Below are 21,611 nucleotides of genomic sequence, written 5' to 3' on the forward strand. Positions count from 1 at the left end.
GCGGAGCCGTAAAAGAATGACAAAGTATGCTTTAGTGGGAGATGTGGGTGGCACGAACGCGCGCTTAGCGTTGTGTGATGTCGATAGCGGTGACATCTCCCGGGCCAAAACCTACTCCGGCCTCGATTATCCAAGCCTGGAAGACGTGGTGCGTGTTTATCTGAAAGAGCACGACGTCACGGTGGAAGACGGCTGTATTGCCATCGCCTGCCCGATCACTGGTGACTGGGTGGCAATGACCAACCACACCTGGGCGTTTTCGATTGCCGAAATGAAGAAAAACCTCGGTTTCGCACATCTGGAAATCATTAATGATTTTACCGCTGTATCAATGGCGATCCCGATGCTCAAAGCCGAACACTTGATTCAGTTTGGCGGTTTGGCGCCGGTTGAAGGTAAACCGATTGCCGTTTACGGCGCAGGCACCGGGCTTGGCGTTTCGCATCTGGTGCATGTGGATAAGCGCTGGGTGAGTTTGCCGGGCGAAGGTGGCCATGTCGATTTCGCGCCAAACAGCGAAGAAGAGGGGATAATCCTCGAAGAGTTACGTGCGGAAATCGGTCACGTTTCTGCTGAACGAGTGCTCTCCGGTCCTGGCCTCGTTAATCTCTATCGCGCGATCGTCAAATCAGATGGCCGCCTGCCGGAAAATCTGCAACCGAAAGATGTGACTGAACGCGCGCTGGAAGACAGCTGCATTGACTGCCGTCGCGCGTTGTCACTGTTTTGCGTCATTATGGGGCGTTTTGGCGGCAACCTGGCGCTTAATCTCGGCACTTTCGGCGGCGTTTACATTGCCGGTGGTATTGTGCCGCGCTTCCTCGATTTCTTTACCGCTTCCGGTTTTCGCGGCGGTTTCGAGGACAAAGGACGTTTTAAATCCTACGTCCAGGATATCCCGGTATTTCTGATCGTGCATGATAATCCGGGGCTGTTGGGCTCTGGCGCTCATCTGCGCCAGACGCTGGGTTACGTGCTTTAAAGATTCATTAACTGACGAAACTCTTTAACTTTGCTGCGGCTGACGGGCACCTGAAACTCCAGGTCCCGCAGCCGCAAAATATAGGTATTGTTAAACCAGGGCTCGATCTCGCGGATTTTATCCAGATTGACGCAGTAAGAGCGGTGGCAGCGAAAGAAGTGCGCCGCCGGCAGTTTGCTGCAAAACTCAGTGATGTTCATCGGCATCACGTACGATTCCCGCTTCGTATAGACAAACGTCATCTTCTCATGCGCTTCCGCATAATAAATATCATGAATACTGGTGACGATAATGCGCTCGTCTTTCACCAGATTAATGGTCGCGTTTTCCCGTGGCTGCGGGCTGGCAACCGGGCCTGATTGCTGCTGCCAGGCCGTTTCCAGTTTTTGCAGCATGCTGATGATGCGTGACTCCTGGTACGGTTTCAGGATGTAGTCGAACGCTTCCAGTTCAAAAGCCTCCACCGCATGCTCTTTCCAGGCAGTAATAAAGACGATAAACGGCTTATGGGCGAACTGGCTGATATTCTGCGCCAGCAATACGCCATCCAGAGAGGGGATATTAATATCGAGAAAAATGGCGTCGACTTTGTTGTGCTGTAAATATTTCAGCACGTCGAGACCATCGTCGAAAGTGCCGACAATTTCCATCTGGCTATGCGCTTTGATAAGCCAGCTCAGCTCCTGTTGCGCCAGGATCTCATCTTCAACAATGATGACTTTCATACAGCTCTCCTGTTAAGGCAACAATGCAGCGGGAGACGGCTGGCGTTGCACAAAGAACGCGATCTCCGTGCCCGGCGTTAAACGGCGGATATGCAGCCCTTCGCCGTATAGCAGCTTCACGCGCTGATGCACGTTCAGCAGGCCAATTTTGTTGCCGGGCATCTCATCGGCTTCAACGCGGGCAATCATCTGCGGATCGATACCGTTGCCCGTATCGCGCACCGCGATACGCACGCGGTTGCCACACTCTTCCACACTGATGGTGACCACACCTTTGCCTTTACACGGTTGAATGCCATGCACAATCGCGTTTTCAACCAATGGCTGGATCAGCAGGCTCGGGATCACACAACTGACCTCTTCATCGATGTCATAAATCACCGTCAACTTGTCGCCAAAACGGGCCTGCTCAATGGCGATATAGTCTTTGATTTGATAGAGCTCTTTTTTGATATCAATGAGCTCATCATCTTTTAATTCAATGTTATAGCGCAGGTAACGCGACAAATTGAAAATGAGCTGCCGGGCAGTGTCCGGGTTCAGACGAATCGACGACGAGATAGCGTTCAGGGCGTTAAACAGGAAATGCGGGTTGATCTTACTTTGCAGAGCGCGCAGTTCCGCTTTGTTTGCCATCTCCCGCAGCTGTTCGGCGCGGGAAACTTCCAGTTGTGTCGAAATAATCTGCGATAAGCCAACGGCCATATCCTGTAATGACGAGGTGATCTGGTGCGCGTGACAGTAATAGATCTTCAGCGTGCCGGTCACAATGCCCTGTTCACGCAGCGGGATCACCAGCATTGAGTGGATTTCTGGCGTGCGGTGGGCTTCATCATTGTTTTTAATGATAATTTCGCCGGTGTTCATCGCCTGGTGAGTGGTTGGGCTGATAATATCATCGCTGTCGCGGTAATTATTTTCCCCGACGCCAACGTAAGCCAGCACGTGATCGGTATTGGTGATAGCCACGGCATCGGCTTTGATATCCCGGCGAATAATGTCACAGACTTTGCGCAGGGACTCGCTATTCACATTGCGGAATAGTGGCAGTGTTTTATTGGCAATATCCAGCGCCAGCTTCGCCTGACGACCGGCAATCGCCTCTTTTTCCCCTTCCACGCTTTGCACCAGCAGCACAATAAAGCCGATGCAGACGCTGCCGAGGATCATCGGCACCCCAATTTTGGACACAATATCGAGGCCAAGCGCGGTAGTCGGCGCCCACAGCACCACCAGCGTCATGGTCAGGCTTTCGCAAATCATGCCGCCGATAATGCCTACGCGCCAGTGCTGCGCTTTGGGCACTTTGCGGTTAATCATCCCGGACATCACGCCGGCAATAATGCTGGTAATAAAACAGGGGATCGCCGTCACGCCGCCAATATCAATCAGATAACGGTGCACCCCGGCAATCACGCCGGTAATAATGCCGACCCACGGGCCAAACAAAATCCCGCCGGACATCACCGCGATGATACGCACGTTAACCAGCGAGCCTTCCACCGGTACGCCGGACCAGGTGCTGAACAGGGCAAACATTGAGAAGATGGCCGTCACGCCCAGCAGCTCTTTTGGCGAGTGCGCCGTTTTATGCAGCAGTTCGCGGAACAGGCGGATGCGGATCAAGAAAAAAAGGCAGATCAGCATGAGCGCCGCTCGGTCAAAAACGGCCAGCAGCATGTCGAATATTTCGTGCACGGGGGACTCATATGAATAGCGTCAAAAAGCTATGATAAAAAACCCCGGCGCAGATGACCAGCCGCAGTATTCATTCGCTGAATGAGGAAAGACCACTTTTCCAAAAGGGGATTGAAAAGATCCGAAAGAAATGATGAGACTGTGCGTTAACTGGTGAATTTATAAGGTAATTTTATCTTTATTTTATTGTTAAAATATATGATGGATTTTTCTATAAGGGGATAATCTGGCTTTCCCTTTCCTAAATTAAACTTCCTCTTTTATGGTGTTGCGTTATTTTTGCGCTTACCTCTCGACAGCGAGATTTTTTTCGGGCTATGTTCTGAGTACGCCGCAAATGCGGCGACGTCGCTCGGACGGTCCGGGCGCTAACGTTACTCCGAGGAATCTATGGCTGACTTCAGTCCTGAACGCCGTTTTACGCGTATCGATCGTCTCCCCCCGTATGTTTTTAATATCACCGCTGAACTGAAAATGGCTGCGCGACGCCGCGGCGAAGACATTATTGATTTCAGTATGGGCAACCCGGACGGCGCGACGCCGGCGCATATCGTTGAGAAACTCTGTACCGTCGCGCAACGCCCGGACACGCACGGTTACTCCACGTCACGCGGCATTCCACGTCTGCGCCGGGCGATTTCCCGCTGGTATCAGGATCGTTATCAAGTGGATATCGATCCGGAAACCGAAGCGATTGTCACCATCGGCTCGAAAGAGGGGCTGGCGCATCTGATGCTGGCGACGCTGGATCACGGTGATACTGTGCTGGTGCCGAACCCGAGTTACCCGATTCATATTTACGGTGCGGTGATTGCGGGAGCGCAGGTGCGTTCTGTGCCGCTGGTGGAAGGTGTCGACTTCTTCAATGAACTGGAGCGCGCCATCCGCGAAAGCTACCCGAAGCCGAAGATGATGATTTTAGGCTTCCCGTCTAACCCGACGGCGCAGTGCGTTGAACTGGAGTTCTTCGAAAAAGTGGTCGCGCTGGCAAAACGCTACGATGTGCTGGTGGTTCACGATCTGGCCTACGCCGACATTGTGTACGATGGCTGGAAAGCGCCGTCAATCATGCAAGTGCCGGGCGCACGCGATGTCGCCGTTGAGTTCTTCACCCTGTCGAAAAGTTACAATATGGCGGGCTGGCGTATCGGCTTTATGGTTGGTAATCCGGTGCTGGTCAACGCACTGGCGCGGATCAAAAGTTATCATGATTACGGCACCTTTACGCCGCTCCAGGTGGCTGCTATTGCCGCGCTGGAAGGGGATCAGCAGTGTGTGCGCGATATTGCCGCTCAGTATAAACGCCGCCGCGATGTACTGGTGAAAGGGTTGCATGAAGCGGGCTGGATGGTAGAAATGCCGAAAGCGTCAATGTACGTGTGGGCGAAAATTCCGGAACCGTATGCGGCGATGGGCTCGCTGGAGTTCGCCAAAAAACTGCTGCAAGAGGCGAAAGTGTGTGTCTCTCCGGGTATCGGCTTTGGTGATTATGGCGATACGCATGTACGTTTCGCGCTGATTGAGAACCGCGATCGTATCCGCCAGGCGGTACGCGGTATTAAGGCCATGTTCCGTGCCGACGGGCTGCTTCCGGCAGCGCAAAAAAGTGCGGCGGAAGATCTGGAACCGTAACTGTTCCTTGCCCGGCTGGCAAAACAAAAAAGGAGCCTTTTGGCTCCTTTTTTGTACAGCACGATATGCTCAGGTTAGATCATCAGGGCGAATGTGCCGGCCCACACAATAACCATCACCGAAATGCCCATAAAGAAATATTTCACGTTCATCGCTCCGCACACCTAAGTATGCATTCATGACCATTCAGGACTGAGTATAGAGAGGTGAAACTACGCCACATCGAAAATGAGAATTATCTCTATTTCGGCCACAGCTCCATCTCAGAATTTCGGGTGAATTCCTCACCAAACGGGGCTAATGTACGCTTAATTTTTAGGCCTTACAAGAGCCTTTTTTCTATTTAATTTTAGTAACTTAGAATGTGTCGGGCTTTGGCGACACAATACTTTCACTGCTAAATAAATTGCTATTGAGCGACGATAAAAACGGCCTGCTGAAACGGTTCATTTCCGCTTGAATAATAAGGCTAATTTTTTGAAGCAGGTCACAGCATCTGCAATTCGATCGGAAAAAGGCGCCACCGTGTTTCTGCGATGACATGCATAAAAAAGTGAAGGAGAGGGGAAAAAATAACCCTGCGGCGAAAAAAAACGCTGAGGGAAAAGGGCGCTGGGAAAAATTGTTGAAGAGCCCTGGCATATCATCAAAGCCGAGAGCTTCCCGGCTGATTAATGCCGCCTGTTGCACATCAAATAGCACAATCCCTGCGTGCTTGTTCACCCGTACATAGACAACCTCACAAATTCCCATGCCAGCCTGCTTTTCCCGGATAGCCGTTAGCGTTTACAGCGTCGTTTCTGCTCCTGATCGTTTGCATCAGCAAAAGCGTGATTGCTGGCGCACTATAATAAAATTGTATCTTTTCTGTTAAATCCTGCCTTGCGCGCAATTGTATAGGCAAGTATATATGTTTACACATCAGGAGATGTCCTCAGGAGAGAACACCGATGCCGCACATCCTCAATCGCCAGCACGCCCCTCAAGGCATGGAGCTGAATACGAAAAGCTGGCTCGCCGAAGCGCCGCTGCGCATGCTGATGAATAACTCTGATCCCGATGTTTCCAAAAAAACGAACGCGCAGGTGGTGTATGGCGGCATGGGTCGCAGCCATCTTGATTCAGGCTCGGTAGTAAGCCCGAGCCGCGAAACCGAAGCGATGCACAACGGTTCTGACGTCGTATCCAACTGGCCGTTGCTTAACGCAGCCAGCGGCGCGACCTGTGCCTCGCGACATCACGGCAGTAGCGTGCGAATGGTTTTTTCCCGGCATGCAGGGATGGTGATCGTTTGTGGTGACACAGATGAAGCGGCGGCACGCATTACGCGCGTGCTGCACAACGATCCGGCTACCGGTGTGATTCATCACGCTGACGCCGGGTATGAGATTGCGATTGAGTGCGCCGCAGCGCAGACGCTCAATTTTCCGATGATTGCTGTAATGCAGGAGCAGGGCAAAGCATGAAAAATTTCACCCTTATTCCGGGCCAACTCACCCTCGCGCAGCTGCGAGAAATCTACAGCCAGCCGCTTCATCTGTCGCTGGATGATGGCGCGTTTGCGGCCATTAATGAGAGCGTTGCCTGCGTCAACACGATTATGGCGGAAGGCCGCACCGCCTATGGCATCAATACGGGCTTCGGTTTGCTGGCGCAGACGCGTATCGCGACGGAAGATCTGGAGAATTTGCAACGCTCGCTGGTGCTCTCTCACGCGGCAGGTGTTGGCGAACCGCTGGATGACGCGCTGGTTCGCTTAATTATAGTGCTGAAGATCAACAGCCTGGCGCGCGGTTTTTCCGGCATTCGCCTGCAGGTGATCCAGATGCTGGTGGCGATGGTTAACGCGGAGGTTTATCCATGGATCCCGGCGAAAGGCTCGGTGGGTGCATCAGGTGATCTCGCACCGCTGGCGCATATGTCGCTGACGCTGCTCGGCGAAGGCAAAGCGCGCTGGCAGGGGGAATGGTTACCGGCGAGTGAAGCGCTGAAAAACGCCGGGCTGGAGCCGATCACGCTGGCGGCAAAAGAGGGGCTGGCGCTGCTGAACGGTACGCAAACCTCCACCGCCTTTGCTTTGCGCGGCCTGTTTGAAGCCGAAGATCTGTTCGCTTCTGCTGTGGTTTGCGGTGCGTTGACCACTGAGGCGGCGCTCGGTTCGCGTCGTCCCTTTGATGCGCGTATTCATGACGTTCGCGGCCAACGCGGGCAGATTGACGCGGCGGCGTTATATCGTCATCTATTAACCGATGACAGCGCCATTTCTCAGTCTCACCACAACTGCAATAAAGTGCAGGATCCTTACTCCCTGCGCTGTCAGCCGCAGGTGATGGGCGCATGCCTGACGCAACTGCGTTTTGCTGCGGAAGTGCTGTTAACTGAAGCAAATGCGGTTTCCGATAACCCGCTGGTGTTCGCCGCCGAAAACGAAGTGATCTCCGGGGGAAATTTCCATGCGGAACCAGTCGCGATGGCCGCCGATAATATTGCGCTGGCGATTGCGGAGATAGGCTCGCTGGCGGAGCGCCGTATCGCCCTGCTGATGGACAGCCATATGTCGCAACTGCCGCCGTTCCTTGTGAAAAACGGCGGTGTTAACTCCGGCTTTATGATTGCTCAGGTCACCGCAGCGGCGCTGGCAAGCGAAAACAAAGCGTTATCGCATCCGCACAGTGTGGACAGTTTGCCTACCTCGGCAAACCAGGAAGATCACGTTTCTATGGCACCGGCTGCCGGGCGTCGTCTGTGGGAAATGGCGGCAAATACGCGCGGTGTGATTGCTGTCGAGTGGCTTGCCGCCTGCCAGGGGCTGGATATGCGCGAAGGCTTAACCAGCAGCCCGCTGCTGGAACAGGCTCGCCATCTGCTGCGCGAACAGGTTGCGCATTATGAGAAAGACCGTTATTTCGCGCCGGATATTGAACGTGCGATTGCTCTGCTGGCGGAACGCCATCTGACGACATTGCTGCCAGCAATAGTGTCTTGCTGAAGAAGAGAGGCATTGCTGGTCAGTCGGATACGGCGGGCTTTGCCTTGGAAATTGAATACTTTTTTGCTGTTATAAAACGTAAGGTGCCCCTGTAAGCCAGCATAATGTTTTGGTGTCAGGGGCAGGCGTCACGCCTGGAATGGATTAAGCGGTGGCGGGAAATAAAGGCTCAACGACACGGGAATGAATCCCGTTATGAAGGGATGCTTGCGCATCCCTTTTAATGTTAACGGGACAGTCGTTGCTTACCCCAGTCGAGCGCGGTATTGATCAGGGAAGTCAGTAGCTGGCAAAACGCTTCACTCTTCTCTTCGGAGAAAGCAAAACTCGTCTCATCCATATAGCAGCACTGCGCCACTTCCAGTTGTATCGCATGGATGTTCTGTTGCGGTGCGCCGTAATGGCGGGTGATATACCCGCCTTTGAAGCGACCGTTGAGCACTTTCGTGTAGTGCGGAAATGCCTCACTGCACGCCAGTAATGCGGTGCTCAGTTCCGGTGCGCAGCTTGCGCCATCGGCAGTGCCGAAGTTCAGATCCGGCAGTTTGCCGTCAAACAAACGCGGAACCACCGATTTGATGGAGTGCGCATCCCACAGGATCGCGTAGCCGAACGTGTCGCGCAACCGCGCCAGTTCCTGCGCCAGCGCCTGGTGATAAGGCTGCCACACAGTATGCAAAATAGCGGCTTTTATGGCGTCATCCGGCGCTTTACCCGCTTCGAACAGCGGCTCGCCGTCAAAAAAGGTGTCTGGAAACAGGCCGGTAGTCGCGGTGCTGTATAGCGGTTTGTCATCTGCCGGGCGGTTTAAATCCACCACATAGCGGGAATAATTAGCGCTCAGCACGCTGGCACCAAGCTCGCGAATCGGCTGATACAGCAGCGGAATATGCCAGTCTGTATCCTCCAGACGTCGTGCCCGCGTAGTGAGACCGCTGGCAATTTCCGGCGTCAATTGCGTGCCGGGATGGGGCATGCTGACCAAAAGCGGCAACCGGCCCTGATGTAATTCGAATGCGTTAGTCATGCCAGACTTCCTCCCCCTGATAGATAACCTGTTTTGACAGTGTTCCTCCCAGCCAGTAGCTGAGTTCTGCCGGATGCGCCACATCCCACGCGACAAAGCTGGCCTCTTTACCCGCCTGGAGCGTACCGCAGCGCTCACTGATACCTAATGCACGGGCCGCGTGACAGGTCACTCCCGCCAGCGCTTCTTCAGGCGTCAGACGGAACAACGTGCAGGCCATGTTCATCATCAGGCGCAGCGACAACACGGGCGACGTACCGGGGTTCAGATCGCTGGAAATCGCCATCGGCACCTGGTGCTGACGCAGCAGCGCCACCGGTGGCTGCTGGCTCTCGCGTAAAAAGTAAAACGCGCCCGGCAGCAGAACGGCAGTGGTGCCGTGCTGCGCCATCAGCACGATATCTTCTTCGCACAAATACTCGAGGTGATCGGCGGAAAGCGCATTGTAGCGGGCAGCCAGCCCTGCGCCGTGCAGCAGAGAAAGCTGTTCGGCATGCAGTTTTACCGGTAAGCCAAGCTGCTGCGCTTTGCGGAAAACCTGCTCCACTTGCGGCGGTGAAAAGGCCAGATGTTCACAAAAAGCATCGACCGCATCGACCAGCCCTTGCGCGTGCCAGGCGGGTAGCCAGTGCTGGCAAATCTCGTCGATGTAGTCGTCAGCGCGCCCCTGATACTCGCCCGGCAAAGCATGCGCTGCGAGGCAGGTGCTGAAGAGAGTGAGCGGCATTTCTGCGCCAAGCGTGCGGATCACCTGCAACATTTTGCTTTCATCGGCAAAGCTGAGGCCATAACCGGATTTAATCTCAAGCGCGGTAACGCCGTCTTTACGCAGTGCATCAATGCGCTTGCGGGCGCTTTCCAGCAGTTGTTGCTGGCTGGCGTTGCGGGTGGCATTGACGGTACTGATAATGCCGCCGCCTGCTGCGGCGATTTCCGCGTAGCTCGCGCCGTTGAGTCGCATCTCAAATTCCTGGCTGCGATCGCCGCCAAACACGCTATGGCTATGGCAATCGATCAACCCAGGCGTAACCAGCCGCCCCTGCAAATCCACTTCTCGGTCGACCACATCATCCGGCTGCGTTCCCTCTTCGCCCAGCCATGAAATCTGCGACCCGTTGGTGATCAGCGCGCCGCGAGGGATCAGGTTGTATTTGCCCGCTTCCATGGTGGCAATCTGGCAGTGACGCCATAAAATGCGCATCCGCGTTCTCCCGTCATGGTGTGGCGCGGCAATCACCGCGCCGTCGGTTTTACTTTGCAATCATCGGTAAATTGAGGCCGTGCTCTTTGGCACAGGCGACAGCTGAATCATAGCCTGCGTCAGCATGGCGCATCACGCCCGTCGCCGGATCGTTATGCAGTACGCGGGCAATACGTTCTGCCGCTTCATCCGTGCCATCACAGACAATAACCATCCCCGAATGCTGCGAGAAGCCCATGCCGACGCCTCCACCGTGGTGCAGAGAAACCCAGGTTGCGCCGCTGGCGGTGTTGAGCAACGCGTTCAGCAAAGGCCAGTCGGAAACCGCATCGGAACCATCTTTCATCGCTTCGGTTTCGCGGTTCGGGCTGGCAACGGAGCCGGAGTCCAGGTGATCGCGGCCAATGACAATCGGCGCGGAGACTTCGCCGCGACGCACCATTTCGTTAAACGCCAGCCCCAGACGTGCGCGCTGCCCAAGACCAACCCAGCAGATACGCGCAGGTAAGCCCTGGAAACTGATGCGCTCTTTCGCCATATCCAGCCAGCGGTGCAGATGCGCATCATCCGCGATCAGCTCTTTCACCTTTTCATCGGTGCGATAGATATCTTCCGCATCGCCGGAGAGCGCGGCCCAGCGGAATGGCCCAATACCGCGGCAGAAGAGCGGGCGAATATAGGCGGGCACAAAACCCGGGAAATTGAAGGCGTTGCTGACACCCATTTCTTTCGCCATCTGGCGAATATTGTTGCCATAGTCGAAGGTCGGAATACCCTGCTGCTGGAAGGCGAGCATTGCTTTAACGTGCTCGGCCATGGAGGCTTTCGCCGCCTGAGTCACTTCGGCCGGTTCACTCTTCGCGCGTTCGCGATACGCTTCCCACTGCCAGCCAATCGGCAAATAGCCGTTCAGCGGATCGTGGGCGCTGGTTTGATCGGTCACGAGATCGGGGCGAACACCGCGTTTAACCAGTTCCGGTAAGACTTCTGCCGCATTGCCGTGTAGCGCCACGGAAATGGCTTTGCCTTCGCGGGTATAGCGTTCGATACGCGCCAGCGCATCGTCCAGATCCGTTGCCTGCTCATCCACATACCCGGTACGCAGGCGGAAATCGATGCGGGATTGCTGGCACTCAATGTTCAGCGAGCAGGCGCCCGCCAGCGTGGCGGCCAGCGGCTGCGCGCCGCCCATACCGCCCAGACCCGCGGTCAGCACCCAGCGGCCGACCAGTGAACCGTTATAATGCTGGCGACCCGCTTCGACGAAGGTTTCATACGTACCCTGAACGATCCCCTGGCTGCCGATATAGATCCAGGAGCCAGCGGTCATCTGGCCGTACATCGCCAGCCCTTTAGCGTCCAGCTCGTTAAAGTGCTCCCAGTTGGCCCAGTGGGGAACCAGGTTGGAGTTGGCGATCAGTACGCGCGGTGCGTTGCTGTGGGTTTTAAACACGCCGACCGGTTTGCCGGACTGCACCAGCAGCGTTTCGTCATCGTTGAGCTGCTTTAGTGCTTCAACCATTTTGTCAAAGCACTCCCAGTTACGCGCTGCCCGTCCAATCCCACCATACACCACCAGCTCTTTCGGGTTTTCCGCGACATCGGGATCAAGGTTATTCATCAGCATGCGCAGCGGCGCTTCGGTCAGCCAGCTTTTCGCATTCAATGTCGTGCCGCGCGGCGCTCTGATCTCAACATCACGATAACGGGATAATTCACTACTCATGCGGTTTACCTTCTCTGTTTGATAGCGGAATACATGCTTACTGACGTTGCGATGCTGCTGTGTACGTCTTGTATATACATGATAAGCACATAAGGTGCCAGTTTAATCAAATTATTTATTTTACATACAAAACAATGTGTTGTTATTGATGTGGTTTTTCCTGGTACTGAAGGAAAGGGTTTTGATGCACTCTTCTGCACTGTTCTTGTGCCAGGTGGTGCTGAAATGCGCGTTTTTAGTGCGTGTCTGCGCTGTTTTAAAGCGAGCTGACCGGGAAAATAAGCAGGGTTAATCCGTTATGCTACGCTGATTTTATTTGCGAATTTTTTATATATATTTGTTTTAAAGGGATTTTGTTTGAATCATGAATGTTGCGATTACGTTATGGCACATGGCTTGCTAGTTGTACATACAAGGATATACAAAAGTTTTTTTGCATTGCCGTCACAACGGGATGGCAAACGATGACCATAAGGCGTAACGATGATTACTTTCAACAATGTGACCAAGCATTACCACGACGGTACTGTCGTGGTAGATGGCCTGAACCTTGTCGCGCCAGGAGGCAAAATTACTGTGCTGGTGGGGCCGTCAGGTTGCGGGAAAACCACCTCACTACGCATGATCAACCGGCTGGTGGAGCCCTCTTCCGGTACGATTTTGCTCAATGGCGAATCCACCGCTCAGATGGATGTTGTGCAATTGCGCCGCCGTATTGGTTACGTGATCCAGAATGCCGGCTTGTTCCCGCATAAAACCATCATCGATAACATCGCCACTACCGCCATCCTTAATGGCGCGGCGAAAAGCAAAGCCAGGGCCAGAGCGGCAGAATTACTGGAAGTGGTCGGTCTGGCGCCGCAACTGGCGAAACGCTACCCGTGGCAACTCTCCGGCGGTCAACAGCAGCGCGTCGGCGTGGCGCGTGCGCTGGCTGCCGACCCGGAATTTATGCTGATGGATGAACCCTTCAGCGCCGTTGACCCTGTGGTGCGTGAACAGTTGCAGGAAGAGTTTCTGCGTATTCAGAAAGAGGTCAGCAAGACCATCATTATGGTCACGCACGATATTGATGAAGCAATGAAACTGGGTGATTGCGTTGCGGTGCTGAAACCTGGCGGCAAGCTGGCGCAACTGGCGACGCCGGGCGAACTGCTGAATGCGCCGCAGAGCGAATTTGTCGCCGATTTCATTGGCCGCGACCGCGGTTATCGCAAACTCAGTTTCCACACCTCCGCACCGCTGACGGCGTTGCAGGCGGAACCGGCTATCGAAATGGGCGCGTCACTTGCGCAGGCACGCAATATCAGCGCACAACGTTGGTTGCTGGTGACGCAGCAGGGCAGAGCCTGCGGCTGGTTTGACACTCATCAGCAGGTAACGGTGATAGCGCCGGAAAACGTGAACCTCGGCGCGACGTTTTCTCCGCAGGACGGCACGCTGCGCCAGTTGCTGGATTCGGCGCTGAGCTCTCCCTGCCATCGCGCCGTGGTGGTCGATGAAGGGCTTGCCCCTCTGGGATCGCTGGCGCTGGAAAATGTGCTGGACGCCTGCAAGTCGCTGACGCGGGAGGCGCTATGAGATTTGACTGGCTGTGGGGGCAAGGCGACAGGATCCTCAGCTTGCTGCTCTGGCACTGCTATTTGTCGATTACGCCGATCCTGATCGGCCTGCTGCTGGCAATACCTGTCGGCTGGGCCGTGAACAACCTGCCAAAAGTGAAAGGTCTCATCCTGAACCTGTTCGGCCTGCTGTACACCATTCCGTCGCTGGCGCTGTTTGTACTGCTGCCGCCGTTGCTGAATACGCAAATTCTCGACCCCATCAACGTGGTCGTGGCGCTGACTATCTACAGCTTTGCGCTGCTGGTCAGAACCGTGTGCGACGGGCTGGATTCCGTCGCCGAAGATACCCGGCAGTCTGCTTTTGCGCTGGGGTACAAACCGCTACAGCAATTTATGCAGATCGACCTGCCGCTTGCTGTACCGGTGATCGGCTCCGGGCTGCGCGTGGCCGTGGTTTCGAATGTCAGCATCGTGTCGGTTGCCGCGCTGATTGGCGCGCCGCAGTTAGGTTCGCTGTTTACCCAGGGGTTTCAGCTTCAGTTCCTCACCCCGATTATCGCCGGGATTGTGCTGTGTATCGCGCTGGCCTTCATTCTGGATTGCCTGGTGGTGGCGATAACCCGCTCTTTAAGCCGCTGGCAACCGCAAAGGGGATAACTGATGAGTGAATGGTTTTTCGATCTCAGCCACTGGTACGGCGACGACGGCATTGTGCCGCTGCTGTTGCAGCATATTGGTTACAGCGCGGCGGCGCTGGCGATTGCCGTCGCCATTGCGTTTCCGGTCGGCTGCTACACCGGGCATACCGGGAAAGGGGAGGCGCTGCTGATTGGCACCACCAACGCCCTGCGTTCGTTGCCCTCTTTTGGTCTGATTATTCTGCTAGTGATCCTGCTGGCGGGTTATTTCGAATCGGATTTGGCCTTTGTTTTGCCCTGCATCATCGTGCTGGTAGTGCTGGCGCTGCCGCCTGTGGCGCTGGGCGTACATGCGGGTATCCGTTCTGTCGATCCCAGCGTGCATGACGCGGCAAAAGGGATTGGTCTGACGCCGCTTCAGGTGCTGTTGCAGGTTGAGTTGCCCTGCGCAATGCCGCTGATCCTCTCCGGGATCCGCAGTGCCGCGCTGCAAATTGTCTCTACTGCGACCATTGCGGCATACGTTTCACTCGGCGGCCTGGGACGATTGATTATCGACGGGCGTGCCGCCAACGACTTTGCGCAGATGACCGCCGGGGCCATCCTCGTCGCGCTGCTGGCATTGATCATTGATCTCTTTTTTTCGCTTTCAGGGAAAGTCGTGGTTTCACCGGGCATCACCCGGAAAACCAAAAACCAGTGATGTTGAGTCCTTTAATTACAGAAGGTTAATAAGATGATTAAGAAACGCTATTTAACGTTGTTCAGTGCCGCGCTGCTGTCTGTCGCTTCTTCTGTCTGGGCTGCGGATGCCGGCCAGAAAGTGATTATTGGTTCGGCGGATTTTCCGGAAAACCAGTTGCTGGCGACCATTTACGCCGGGGCGCTGGAAGCGCAAAACATTCCGGTCGAGAAAAAACTCAACATTGGTAGCCGTGAAGTCTATATCCCGGCGCTGCTCGACGGTTCCATTACAGTGATCCCTGAGTACAGCGGCGCGCTGTTAAGCTATCTGGATGCGAAAAACGACGCGCACAGTTCGGAAGATGTGGCGAAAGCGCTGGCCGCTAAGCTGCCGGAGAAAGTGAAAATGCTGAACACGTCCACGGCGCAAAACAGCGATGTGCTGGCGGTAACGAAGAAAACCGCCGACAAATACAAACTGAAAACCATCGACGATCTGAAACCTGTCGCCGGGCAGTTAGTGCTTGGCGGCCCGGCGGAGTGGAAAACCCGTCATGAAGGTGTTCCCGGCTTGCGTGAAGTTTATGGCCTGAATTTCAAAACCTTCAAAGTACTGGATGTCGCTGGTCCGCTGACGCTGACGGCGCTGAAAAATAACCAGATTCAGGTGGCTGATCTGACCTCCACTACGCCGGAAATCAAAAAAGATCACCTGGTTGCGCTGGAAGATCCGAAACACCTGTTTGCCGCGCAGAACATCGTGCCGATTGTCGCCAGCAGCACGCTGAACCCGACCATTGAAAGCACATTGAACAAAATCTCCGCGCAGCTCACCACCGAAGATCTGATCGCCATGAACGAGCAGCTTGCAGAGTTCGCCAGCATTGATGATGTAGCGCACCAGTGGCTGGTTAAACACCAACTGAGCAAGTAAGGAACGGCTGCGAGATGACGACAACAATCCGTTCTTCCATGCCGCATATGGATGCGGTCACCTTAGGCACGGATGCCACGACCATTGACGAGCTGGTGCGCATTGCCGATGGCGCTCAGGTTGTTCTGGCTGATGATGCGCTGGCGCAAATGGATAAGGTCAGCGGTTATATTCACAAGGCGATTGCTGACGGGAAGGTGATTTATGGTCTGACAACCGGCGTGGGAGACCTGGTGACCGAGCGTCTCTCTGCGGATCAAATTGCCAGTGTGCAACTCAATATGCTGCGCAGCCACGCCTGCGGGATGGGGCCGGATTTGTCGGTGCGGGAAGTGCGGGCGATGATGGCGGTGATGCTGAAATCGCTGTTGCAGGGCTACAGCGGCGTCAGTTCTGAACTGGCGCAGCGTATGTGCCTGATGCTGAACCGGCAGGTGACGCCGTGGTCGCCTGCCAGCGGTTCCGTGGGGTATCTGATTGCTACCGCGCATATCGGCTTATCGTTATTTGGCGAAGGGCAGTGCTGGTATCAGGGTGAGTTATTACCCTCCGCCGCCGCGCTGGCGAAAGCGGGCATTGCGCCGCGCATTCCTGGCCCGCGCGAAGGACACGCGCTGATCAGCGGCACCTACGAAATTACCGCACTGGCTTGTCTGGCGGTGCGGGATTTCGAGCAGTTGCTGCCGGTTGCGGATATGGCAGGCGGCATGTGTCTTGAAGCGCTGAAAGGCAACACCCGCGGCTATGACGCGCGTCTGCACGCCCTGCGTCCGCATGACGGGCAACAAGAAACAGCGCGCATTTTGCGCCGTTTACTGCACGGCAGCGAGATCCTCCAGCGTTACCGCGACCACCGGGTGCAGGACGCGCTCAGCTTACGCTGCATCCCGCAAATCCATGGCGCGGTACGCGATCAACTGGCGCATTGCCGTCATATCGTCACCACCGAACTCAATTCGGTGACCGACAACCCGGTGTTTTTGATTGAAGACGATACGCTGGTGATTTTGCCTGGCGGCAACGGTCACGGTGCGCCGCTGGCGCTGGCACTTGATGCGCTGGCGGTGGCTATTGCGCAACTGAGCACCGCGTCGCAAGCGCGTTCTGACCGTATTACCAACGTCCATCTCAGCGGCTTACCGGCGTTTCTGGTCGGTAAAAGCGGGGCCAATTCCGGGATGATGATCCCGCCGTATGTCGCCGCCGCGCTCGCCGGGGATAACCGCAGCCTGGCGGTGCCCGCCAGCATACATACGGTTTCCACCTGTGCCGGGCAGGAAGACCATATCAGTATGGGCGTCTCCTCGGCGCGAAAAGCGATGCAGGCGGTGGCAAACGCGGTGGATATTGTGGCTATAGAGCTGCTGTGCGCTTGTCAGGCGATTGAATTTCACCGCCCGCTGCGTGCCTCGGTAGGTACGGAACTGACGCTGTCACAGGTACGCCAGCAGGTCGCGTTTCGTGAAACCGATACGCCGTTGTACGCCGATATGCATGCCGTCCGCGATCTGATTGCTGATGGCGAACTGAGCCGCCAGCTTACTTTACTGATAAAGGAGGGGGCTGATGAGTAACGCCATTAAGCCGCTCAGTGGTATACGCGTTCTCGATCTGTCGCGCGTGTTGGCGGGCCCGTGGTGCGCTTCGCTGCTTAACGATCTGGGTGCTGACGTTATCAAAATCGAGATGCCGGGCAGCGGCGACGATTCCCGCGCTTTCACGCCGCATATCAACGGCGAGAGCAGCTATTTTATGCAGCTCAACCACGGCAAAAAAAGCGTCACGCTGGATCTGAAAAGCGCGCAGGGCTTAGCGATCCTCAAAGAGCTGGTCGCCTGTTCAGATGTGCTGGTGGAGAACTTTCGCCCCGGCGTAACCCAGCGGTTGGGGATGGATTACGCGACGCTACAGGTCATCAATCCGCGGCTGGTTTACGTCAGCATCTCCGGCTTTGGCCAGCAAGGCTCGCTGGCGCACAAAGCGGCTTACGACCATATCATCCAGGCCATTGGCGGCATTATGCAGGTCACCGGCTGGGCGAACGGCGAACCCACGCGCGTTGGCGATGCGATTGGTGATGTGGTCGCCGGGCTGTATGGCAGTTGGGCAGTACTCGCGGCGCTGCTTCAGCGTGGCATTACCGGTAAAGGCCAGCATCTGGATGTCTCGATGCTCGATACCATGGTGACGCTGCAAATGGTGTCGTTAACCCAGTGGATCGGCGGTCAGCCCAGCGCCGGGCGGCTCGGTAATGCGCACCCGATTAGCGCGCCGATGGACAGCTACCGGGCGCAGGATGGACATATTGTTATTGCCGTCGCCAACGACAAACTCTTCCGCCAGCTTGCCAGCGCAATGGGAAATCCCGCGCTGGTGGACGATCCTCGCTTTGCCAGCGATCCGCAGCGGCTGGCGCATCAACAGCCCTTGCGCGAAGAGATTGAACGTTGGCTGGCAGATAAAAGCGTCAGAGACGCGCAGGCATTGCTGGATAGCGCTGGCGTTCCGGCCTCGCCGGTGTTGCGCCTCGATCAGATCCTCGACAGCGATTACGCCCACCAACGCGAGCTGGTGAAACAGATCCAGCACCCGCGCGCAGGCGCGATCTCGATTGTGCCGCAGCCGGTGAAAATGAGCGGTGTGCCGGGCGAACCGGCGCTGATCCCGCCGGTGCTGGGGGAACATACACTCACGGTATTGCGTGAAGTGCTGGGTATGGATGAAGCAACGCTTGCGCAACTGCAAACGCAGGGCGTGATTTAGGGGAAAAAAGCATGTCGCAAATTAATAAAGTGGCGGTAATTGGCGCCGGAACCATGGGCGCGCGCATTGCTGTCGTGATGGCTCGCGCGGGTTATCGCGTCAGTCTCTATTCCCGCTCGCAGGAAACGCTGGATAAAGCGCAGGCGATCGTCGAATCGCGGGTCGCTCAGGCCGATGTGCAGTACAGCACATCGCTGGAAAGTTGCCTGGCGGGCGCGGATATGGTGTCGGAAAACGTGGCGGAAGATGTCGCGCTCAAACAGCACCTGTTCAGCCTCATCGAGCCACTGGTTTCCGCAGAGTGCCTGCTGACGACCAATACTTCCAGCGTCTCCATCACGCAACTGGCGTCGGTGCTCAACGACCCGCAGCGGCTGATTGGTATGCACTGGTTTAACCCGGCAGATACCATGCCGATGATTGAAATTGTGCGCGGCGAGAAAACCGCAGACGGCATTTGCCAGCGCATTCGCGATTTATGCGAGCAGCTTGGTAAAGAGACCATCACTGTGAAGCAGGACATTCCGGGGTTTATTATCAATCGCCTGCAATACGCCATGCTGCGCGAGGCGCTCTACCTGGTGAGCGCCGGGATTGGTTCGGTTGAGGACGTTGACCGTGCAGTGCAGCGTACGCTGGCGCCGCGCTGGGCGGCGATGGGGCCGATGAAACTGATGGATTTCGCCGGGCTGGACACGGTCGAGAAAGTCGCCGGAATATTGCTGCCCGCGCTGGATAACAGCACGGTTTTACCCTGCTGGCTGCTGGAGAAAGTCGCTGCGAAACAACTGGGAGTGAAAAGCGGGGAAGGCTTTTATTCCTGGGACGAGGAAAGCGCGGCGGCGGCGATGCGTCACCGTGAAGCGATCGTTACCCGCCTGACGACAAGGAGCGCGGACGATGAATGATATTGTGTGCCGCCATGAAGATACCGTCGCCGTTGTGACGCTAAACCGCCCGCAGAAATATAACGCCCTGACCGCAGAGATGCTGGATGCGCTGGTCACCACGCTTCAGCAGCTTGAGCGGGATCCGCAAGTGCGCGCCATTGTGCTGTTGGGCGGCCCGAAAGCCTTCTCTGCCGGGGCGGATACCGGCACGCTGGCGTCGGCTTCCGCCATTACCTTATGGCGCAGCGGTTTTAGCGAGAAATGGGATCGCATTGCCGCCATTGAAAAACCAGTGATTGCTGCCGTTTCAGGTTATGCGCTCGGCGGTGGGCTGGAGCTGGCGCTGCTGTGCGACATTATTATTGCCGACACCACGGCACAGTTTGGGTTACCGGAAAGCCACATCGGCATTATTCCCGGCGCTGGCGGCACCCAGCGGCTGGTGCGCGCGGTCGGGAAATCGCTGGCGATGGAGATGTTGCTTTGCGCCAGACGCATCAATGGCGAAGAGGCGCGCCAGGCGGGGCTGATTAGCCAGCTGGTTCAGCCGGATGAACTGGAAGCGCAGGCGCTAAGCATCGCGCGACAAATCACCAAAGCCGCGCCACTGGCGGCCGTGATGATCAAAAAAGCAGTGCTGGCCAGCTACGAAATGCCATTAAGTTCGGGCGTGGCGTATGAGCGGGCGCTCTCGGCGCTGATTGCGGATAGCGACGATCGCGCTGCCGGGCTTGCGGCGTTTCAGAACCGGCAAACGCCGCAGTTTAGCGGGCGTTAATGGATGTCAGCGTCACGCAGGCGAAAAACGTGTTGCTGCCTGCGTTGACGGTAACCGTCGCCGGGTTATCGAGCAGCAGGCTGTCGTAATGTTGCAGCGTATGGCGTTCGTCCCCGACGATGACGTCAAGCAGATTTCCGGCATTGAACAGCAGCATGGTTCCCTGCTGATGTTGCCATGTGCCAGCGCGCTGCCAGCACACCGTTGCCTGGGTGGTTTCACGGCGATAAATCACGTTGAAATCGAGCAACGGCCCGCCGACAACCTCGCAGAACACCTGGCTGTCGCCGTTAAAATCCGTCGCCTGAAACGGTGGAATTAACGTGCTGCGCTGGTCATCAATCGTCAGAAACATGCCTTCGCCTTCCAGTACGCTGATGTTTCGCAGGTAACCGGAGAAACGTGAAAACGCCCCGTCTTCGCGGATCGTCGCAACCGATATGCGCCAGTCATACTGCTCGCTGGCGGGAAAACGGCACACTTCGCGGGTGACACCCTGGCCATTTTTCCAGCGCATCTCAGCGTAGCCGCTATAAGGCAGCAGCCTCATTTGCGCATGCTTCCTTCAAGGCGGTAACGCGAACCCGGATAGACCAGACGCACGCTGGTGACGATTTTCTTGTCCTGACGACCGGTCCAGGTGCGGCGGTTCACTTGCAGGCAGGGGGTGTGCTCATCTATTTCCAGGTAAACGCACTCGCTGCGGGGCACGTTCACCGCTTCGATAATGTGCTCGCCCTCGACAATCGGTGCGATGGAAGAGAGATAGGCATTCGGCGTGATACGGGTGAAATCCTGCTGCAGATAGTCTGGCACAATCAGCGCATTCACCAGCCTGTCTTCCAGCATCACCGGAACGCCATCTTCATAATGGCAAATCAACGAATGGAACAGGCGGCTGCCTTTCGGCAGATTAAAAGCCAGTGCTTGCTGAGCATCTGCATGCTGCTGGGTCAGTTCCAGCACTCTGGCATGATGGCGATGGCCGCGGCTGGCAATCTCATCAGCAATGTTATTGATTTCCAGCAGCGCCGACTGCCCGCGGACTTCGGCGACAAAGGTGCCAATGCCCTGCATACGCACCAGCAGCCCTTCGGCGGTCAATTCACGCAGCGCGCGGTTAATGGTCATCCGGCTGTAGCCAAACTGGCTGACCAGCTCGCTTTCGGACGGCACGCGGTAGTTCACCGGCCAGGCGCCGCTGTGGATATTGGTTTTAATCATGCTCTTCACCCTTTCATAGAAAGGGGCGGGCTGATCAAGACGTGTCTCGCCTGTGGCTGCTTTAAAAATGTCGCTTTGCTCCATTAACCCTTTCCTCGGCCGGATAACCGTTGAAGTTTACTCTACGCACTTTTGGATGTATATATATAAGCATG

General features: G+C 55.9%; 21 protein-coding genes. 12 read left to right on the forward strand and 9 right to left on the reverse strand.

Going from position 1 to position 21,611, the window contains the following annotated elements:
* Positions 1 to 16 precede the first annotated feature (16 nt).
* Positions 17 to 982, forward strand: coding sequence for a glucokinase (gene glk / locus M8Q36_RS13480; RefSeq protein ID WP_249881217.1), 966 nt, complete (start codon positions 17 to 19; stop codon positions 980 to 982).
* Here glk and M8Q36_RS13485 read toward each other — a convergent pair.
* Both M8Q36_RS13485 and M8Q36_RS13490 read right to left on the reverse strand, forming a co-directional pair.
* Positions 979 to 1,707, reverse strand: coding sequence for a LytR/AlgR family response regulator transcription factor (locus M8Q36_RS13485; RefSeq protein ID WP_020454597.1), 729 nt, complete (start codon positions 1,705 to 1,707; stop codon positions 979 to 981). The two genes, glk and M8Q36_RS13485, sit on opposite strands and share 4 nt — an antisense overlap.
* Before the next feature lie 12 nt (positions 1,708 to 1,719).
* Complete coding sequence (locus M8Q36_RS13490; protein ID WP_175273358.1) at positions 1,720 to 3,405, reverse strand: LytS/YhcK type 5TM receptor domain-containing protein; 1,686 nt, start codon at positions 3,403 to 3,405, stop codon at positions 1,720 to 1,722.
* A 390-nt stretch (positions 3,406 to 3,795) separates the two neighbouring features.
* On the opposite strand from M8Q36_RS13490, the gene alaC reads away from it, so the two are divergent.
* A complete protein-coding gene (gene alaC, locus M8Q36_RS13495; RefSeq protein ID WP_249881218.1) occupies positions 3,796 to 5,037 on the forward strand; it encodes an alanine transaminase in 1,242 nt (413 codons plus the stop codon).
* A 74-nt stretch (positions 5,038 to 5,111) separates the two neighbouring features.
* Here alaC and ypdK read toward each other — a convergent pair whose 3' ends face one another.
* Together ypdK and M8Q36_RS13505 are read right to left on the reverse strand one after the other, a co-directional pair.
* Positions 5,112 to 5,183: a membrane protein YpdK gene (gene ypdK / locus M8Q36_RS13500; protein WP_099458783.1), complete on the reverse strand. Its 72-nt coding sequence runs from the start codon at positions 5,181 to 5,183 to the stop codon at positions 5,112 to 5,114.
* 211 nt (positions 5,184 to 5,394) lie between these two features.
* Entirely contained in the window at positions 5,395 to 5,790 is a 396-nt protein-coding gene (locus tag M8Q36_RS13505) for a hypothetical protein (RefSeq protein WP_249881219.1), read from the reverse strand.
* Between the two features lie 197 nt (positions 5,791 to 5,987).
* Here M8Q36_RS13505 and M8Q36_RS13515 point away from each other — a divergent pair, with 197 nt between their 5' ends.
* Positions 5,988 to 6,503 (forward strand): urocanase-related protein, encoded by a 516-nt coding sequence (locus tag M8Q36_RS13515; RefSeq protein ID WP_283945956.1) that lies wholly within the window; start codon positions 5,988 to 5,990, stop codon positions 6,501 to 6,503.
* Positions 6,500 to 8,026 (forward strand): histidine ammonia-lyase, encoded by a 1,527-nt coding sequence (hutH, locus tag M8Q36_RS13520; protein WP_249881220.1) that lies wholly within the window; start codon positions 6,500 to 6,502, stop codon positions 8,024 to 8,026. Before M8Q36_RS13515 ends, hutH begins: the two co-directional genes overlap by 4 nt.
* A 226-nt stretch (positions 8,027 to 8,252) precedes the next feature.
* On the opposite strand, the gene hutG is transcribed toward hutH, so the two are convergent.
* From hutG to hutU, 3 genes are read right to left on the reverse strand one after another with little or no spacing between them, the layout of a single operon-like run.
* Positions 8,253 to 9,053: an N-formylglutamate deformylase gene (gene hutG, locus M8Q36_RS13525; protein ID WP_249881221.1), complete on the reverse strand. Its 801-nt coding sequence runs from the start codon at positions 9,051 to 9,053 to the stop codon at positions 8,253 to 8,255.
* On the reverse strand, positions 9,046 to 10,254 hold the full coding sequence (gene hutI, locus M8Q36_RS13530) for an imidazolonepropionase (RefSeq protein WP_249881222.1): 1,209 nt from the start codon (positions 10,252 to 10,254) through the stop codon (positions 9,046 to 9,048). Before hutI ends, hutG begins: the two co-directional genes overlap by 8 nt.
* 49 nt (positions 10,255 to 10,303) lie before the next feature.
* Positions 10,304 to 11,980 carry a urocanate hydratase gene (gene hutU, locus M8Q36_RS13535; protein WP_249881223.1) on the reverse strand — a complete coding sequence of 559 codons (1,677 nt, stop codon included), beginning with the start codon at positions 11,978 to 11,980 and terminating at the stop codon, positions 10,304 to 10,306.
* 483 nt (positions 11,981 to 12,463) lie between these two features.
* On the opposite strand from hutU, the gene M8Q36_RS13540 reads away from it, so the two are divergent.
* The 8 genes from M8Q36_RS13540 to M8Q36_RS13575 are packed head-to-tail and all read left to right on the forward strand — an operon-like array spanning position 12,464 to position 20,232.
* Positions 12,464 to 13,561 (forward strand): ABC transporter ATP-binding protein, encoded by a 1,098-nt coding sequence (locus M8Q36_RS13540; RefSeq protein ID WP_249881224.1) that lies wholly within the window; start codon positions 12,464 to 12,466, stop codon positions 13,559 to 13,561.
* Complete coding sequence (locus tag M8Q36_RS13545; RefSeq protein ID WP_249881225.1) at positions 13,558 to 14,202, forward strand: ABC transporter permease; 645 nt, start codon at positions 13,558 to 13,560, stop codon at positions 14,200 to 14,202. The genes M8Q36_RS13540 and M8Q36_RS13545 overlap by 4 nt, the downstream gene beginning before the upstream one ends.
* A 3-nt stretch (positions 14,203 to 14,205) precedes the next feature.
* A complete protein-coding gene (locus tag M8Q36_RS13550; RefSeq protein WP_020454586.1) occupies positions 14,206 to 14,886 on the forward strand; it encodes an ABC transporter permease in 681 nt (226 codons plus the stop codon).
* 33 nt (positions 14,887 to 14,919) lie between these two features.
* Complete coding sequence (locus M8Q36_RS13555; protein WP_045513091.1) at positions 14,920 to 15,801, forward strand: ABC transporter substrate-binding protein; 882 nt, start codon at positions 14,920 to 14,922, stop codon at positions 15,799 to 15,801.
* Between the two features lie 38 nt (positions 15,802 to 15,839).
* On the forward strand, positions 15,840 to 17,375 hold the full coding sequence (locus M8Q36_RS13560; protein ID WP_502825491.1) for an HAL/PAL/TAL family ammonia-lyase: 1,536 nt from the start codon (positions 15,840 to 15,842) through the stop codon (positions 17,373 to 17,375).
* A complete protein-coding gene (locus M8Q36_RS13565) occupies positions 17,368 to 18,564 on the forward strand; it encodes a CaiB/BaiF CoA transferase family protein (RefSeq protein ID WP_249881227.1) in 1,197 nt (398 codons plus the stop codon). Before M8Q36_RS13560 ends, M8Q36_RS13565 begins: the two co-directional genes overlap by 8 nt.
* Positions 18,565 to 18,575: 11 nt before the next feature.
* On the forward strand, positions 18,576 to 19,472 hold the full coding sequence (locus M8Q36_RS13570; RefSeq protein ID WP_249881228.1) for a 3-hydroxyacyl-CoA dehydrogenase family protein: 897 nt from the start codon (positions 18,576 to 18,578) through the stop codon (positions 19,470 to 19,472).
* On the forward strand, positions 19,465 to 20,232 hold the full coding sequence (locus M8Q36_RS13575; protein ID WP_249881229.1) for an enoyl-CoA hydratase-related protein: 768 nt from the start codon (positions 19,465 to 19,467) through the stop codon (positions 20,230 to 20,232). The genes M8Q36_RS13570 and M8Q36_RS13575 overlap by 8 nt, the downstream gene beginning before the upstream one ends.
* Here the strand turns inward: M8Q36_RS13575 and M8Q36_RS13580 are convergent.
* Positions 20,219 to 20,782, reverse strand: a complete 564-nt coding sequence (locus M8Q36_RS13580) for a HutD/Ves family protein (RefSeq protein ID WP_249881230.1) — start codon at positions 20,780 to 20,782, stop codon at positions 20,219 to 20,221. The genes M8Q36_RS13575 and M8Q36_RS13580 overlap by 14 nt on opposite strands.
* Positions 20,779 to 21,540: a histidine utilization transcriptional repressor HutC gene (hutC, locus tag M8Q36_RS13585; protein ID WP_249881231.1), complete on the reverse strand. Its 762-nt coding sequence runs from the start codon at positions 21,538 to 21,540 to the stop codon at positions 20,779 to 20,781. The genes M8Q36_RS13580 and hutC overlap by 4 nt, the downstream gene beginning before the upstream one ends.
* Positions 21,541 to 21,611 lie beyond the last annotated feature (71 nt).

Origin of the sequence: Kosakonia sp. R1.Fl, assembly GCF_023516815.1 — a bacterium.
GTDB lineage: Bacteria > Pseudomonadota > Gammaproteobacteria > Enterobacterales > Enterobacteriaceae > Kosakonia.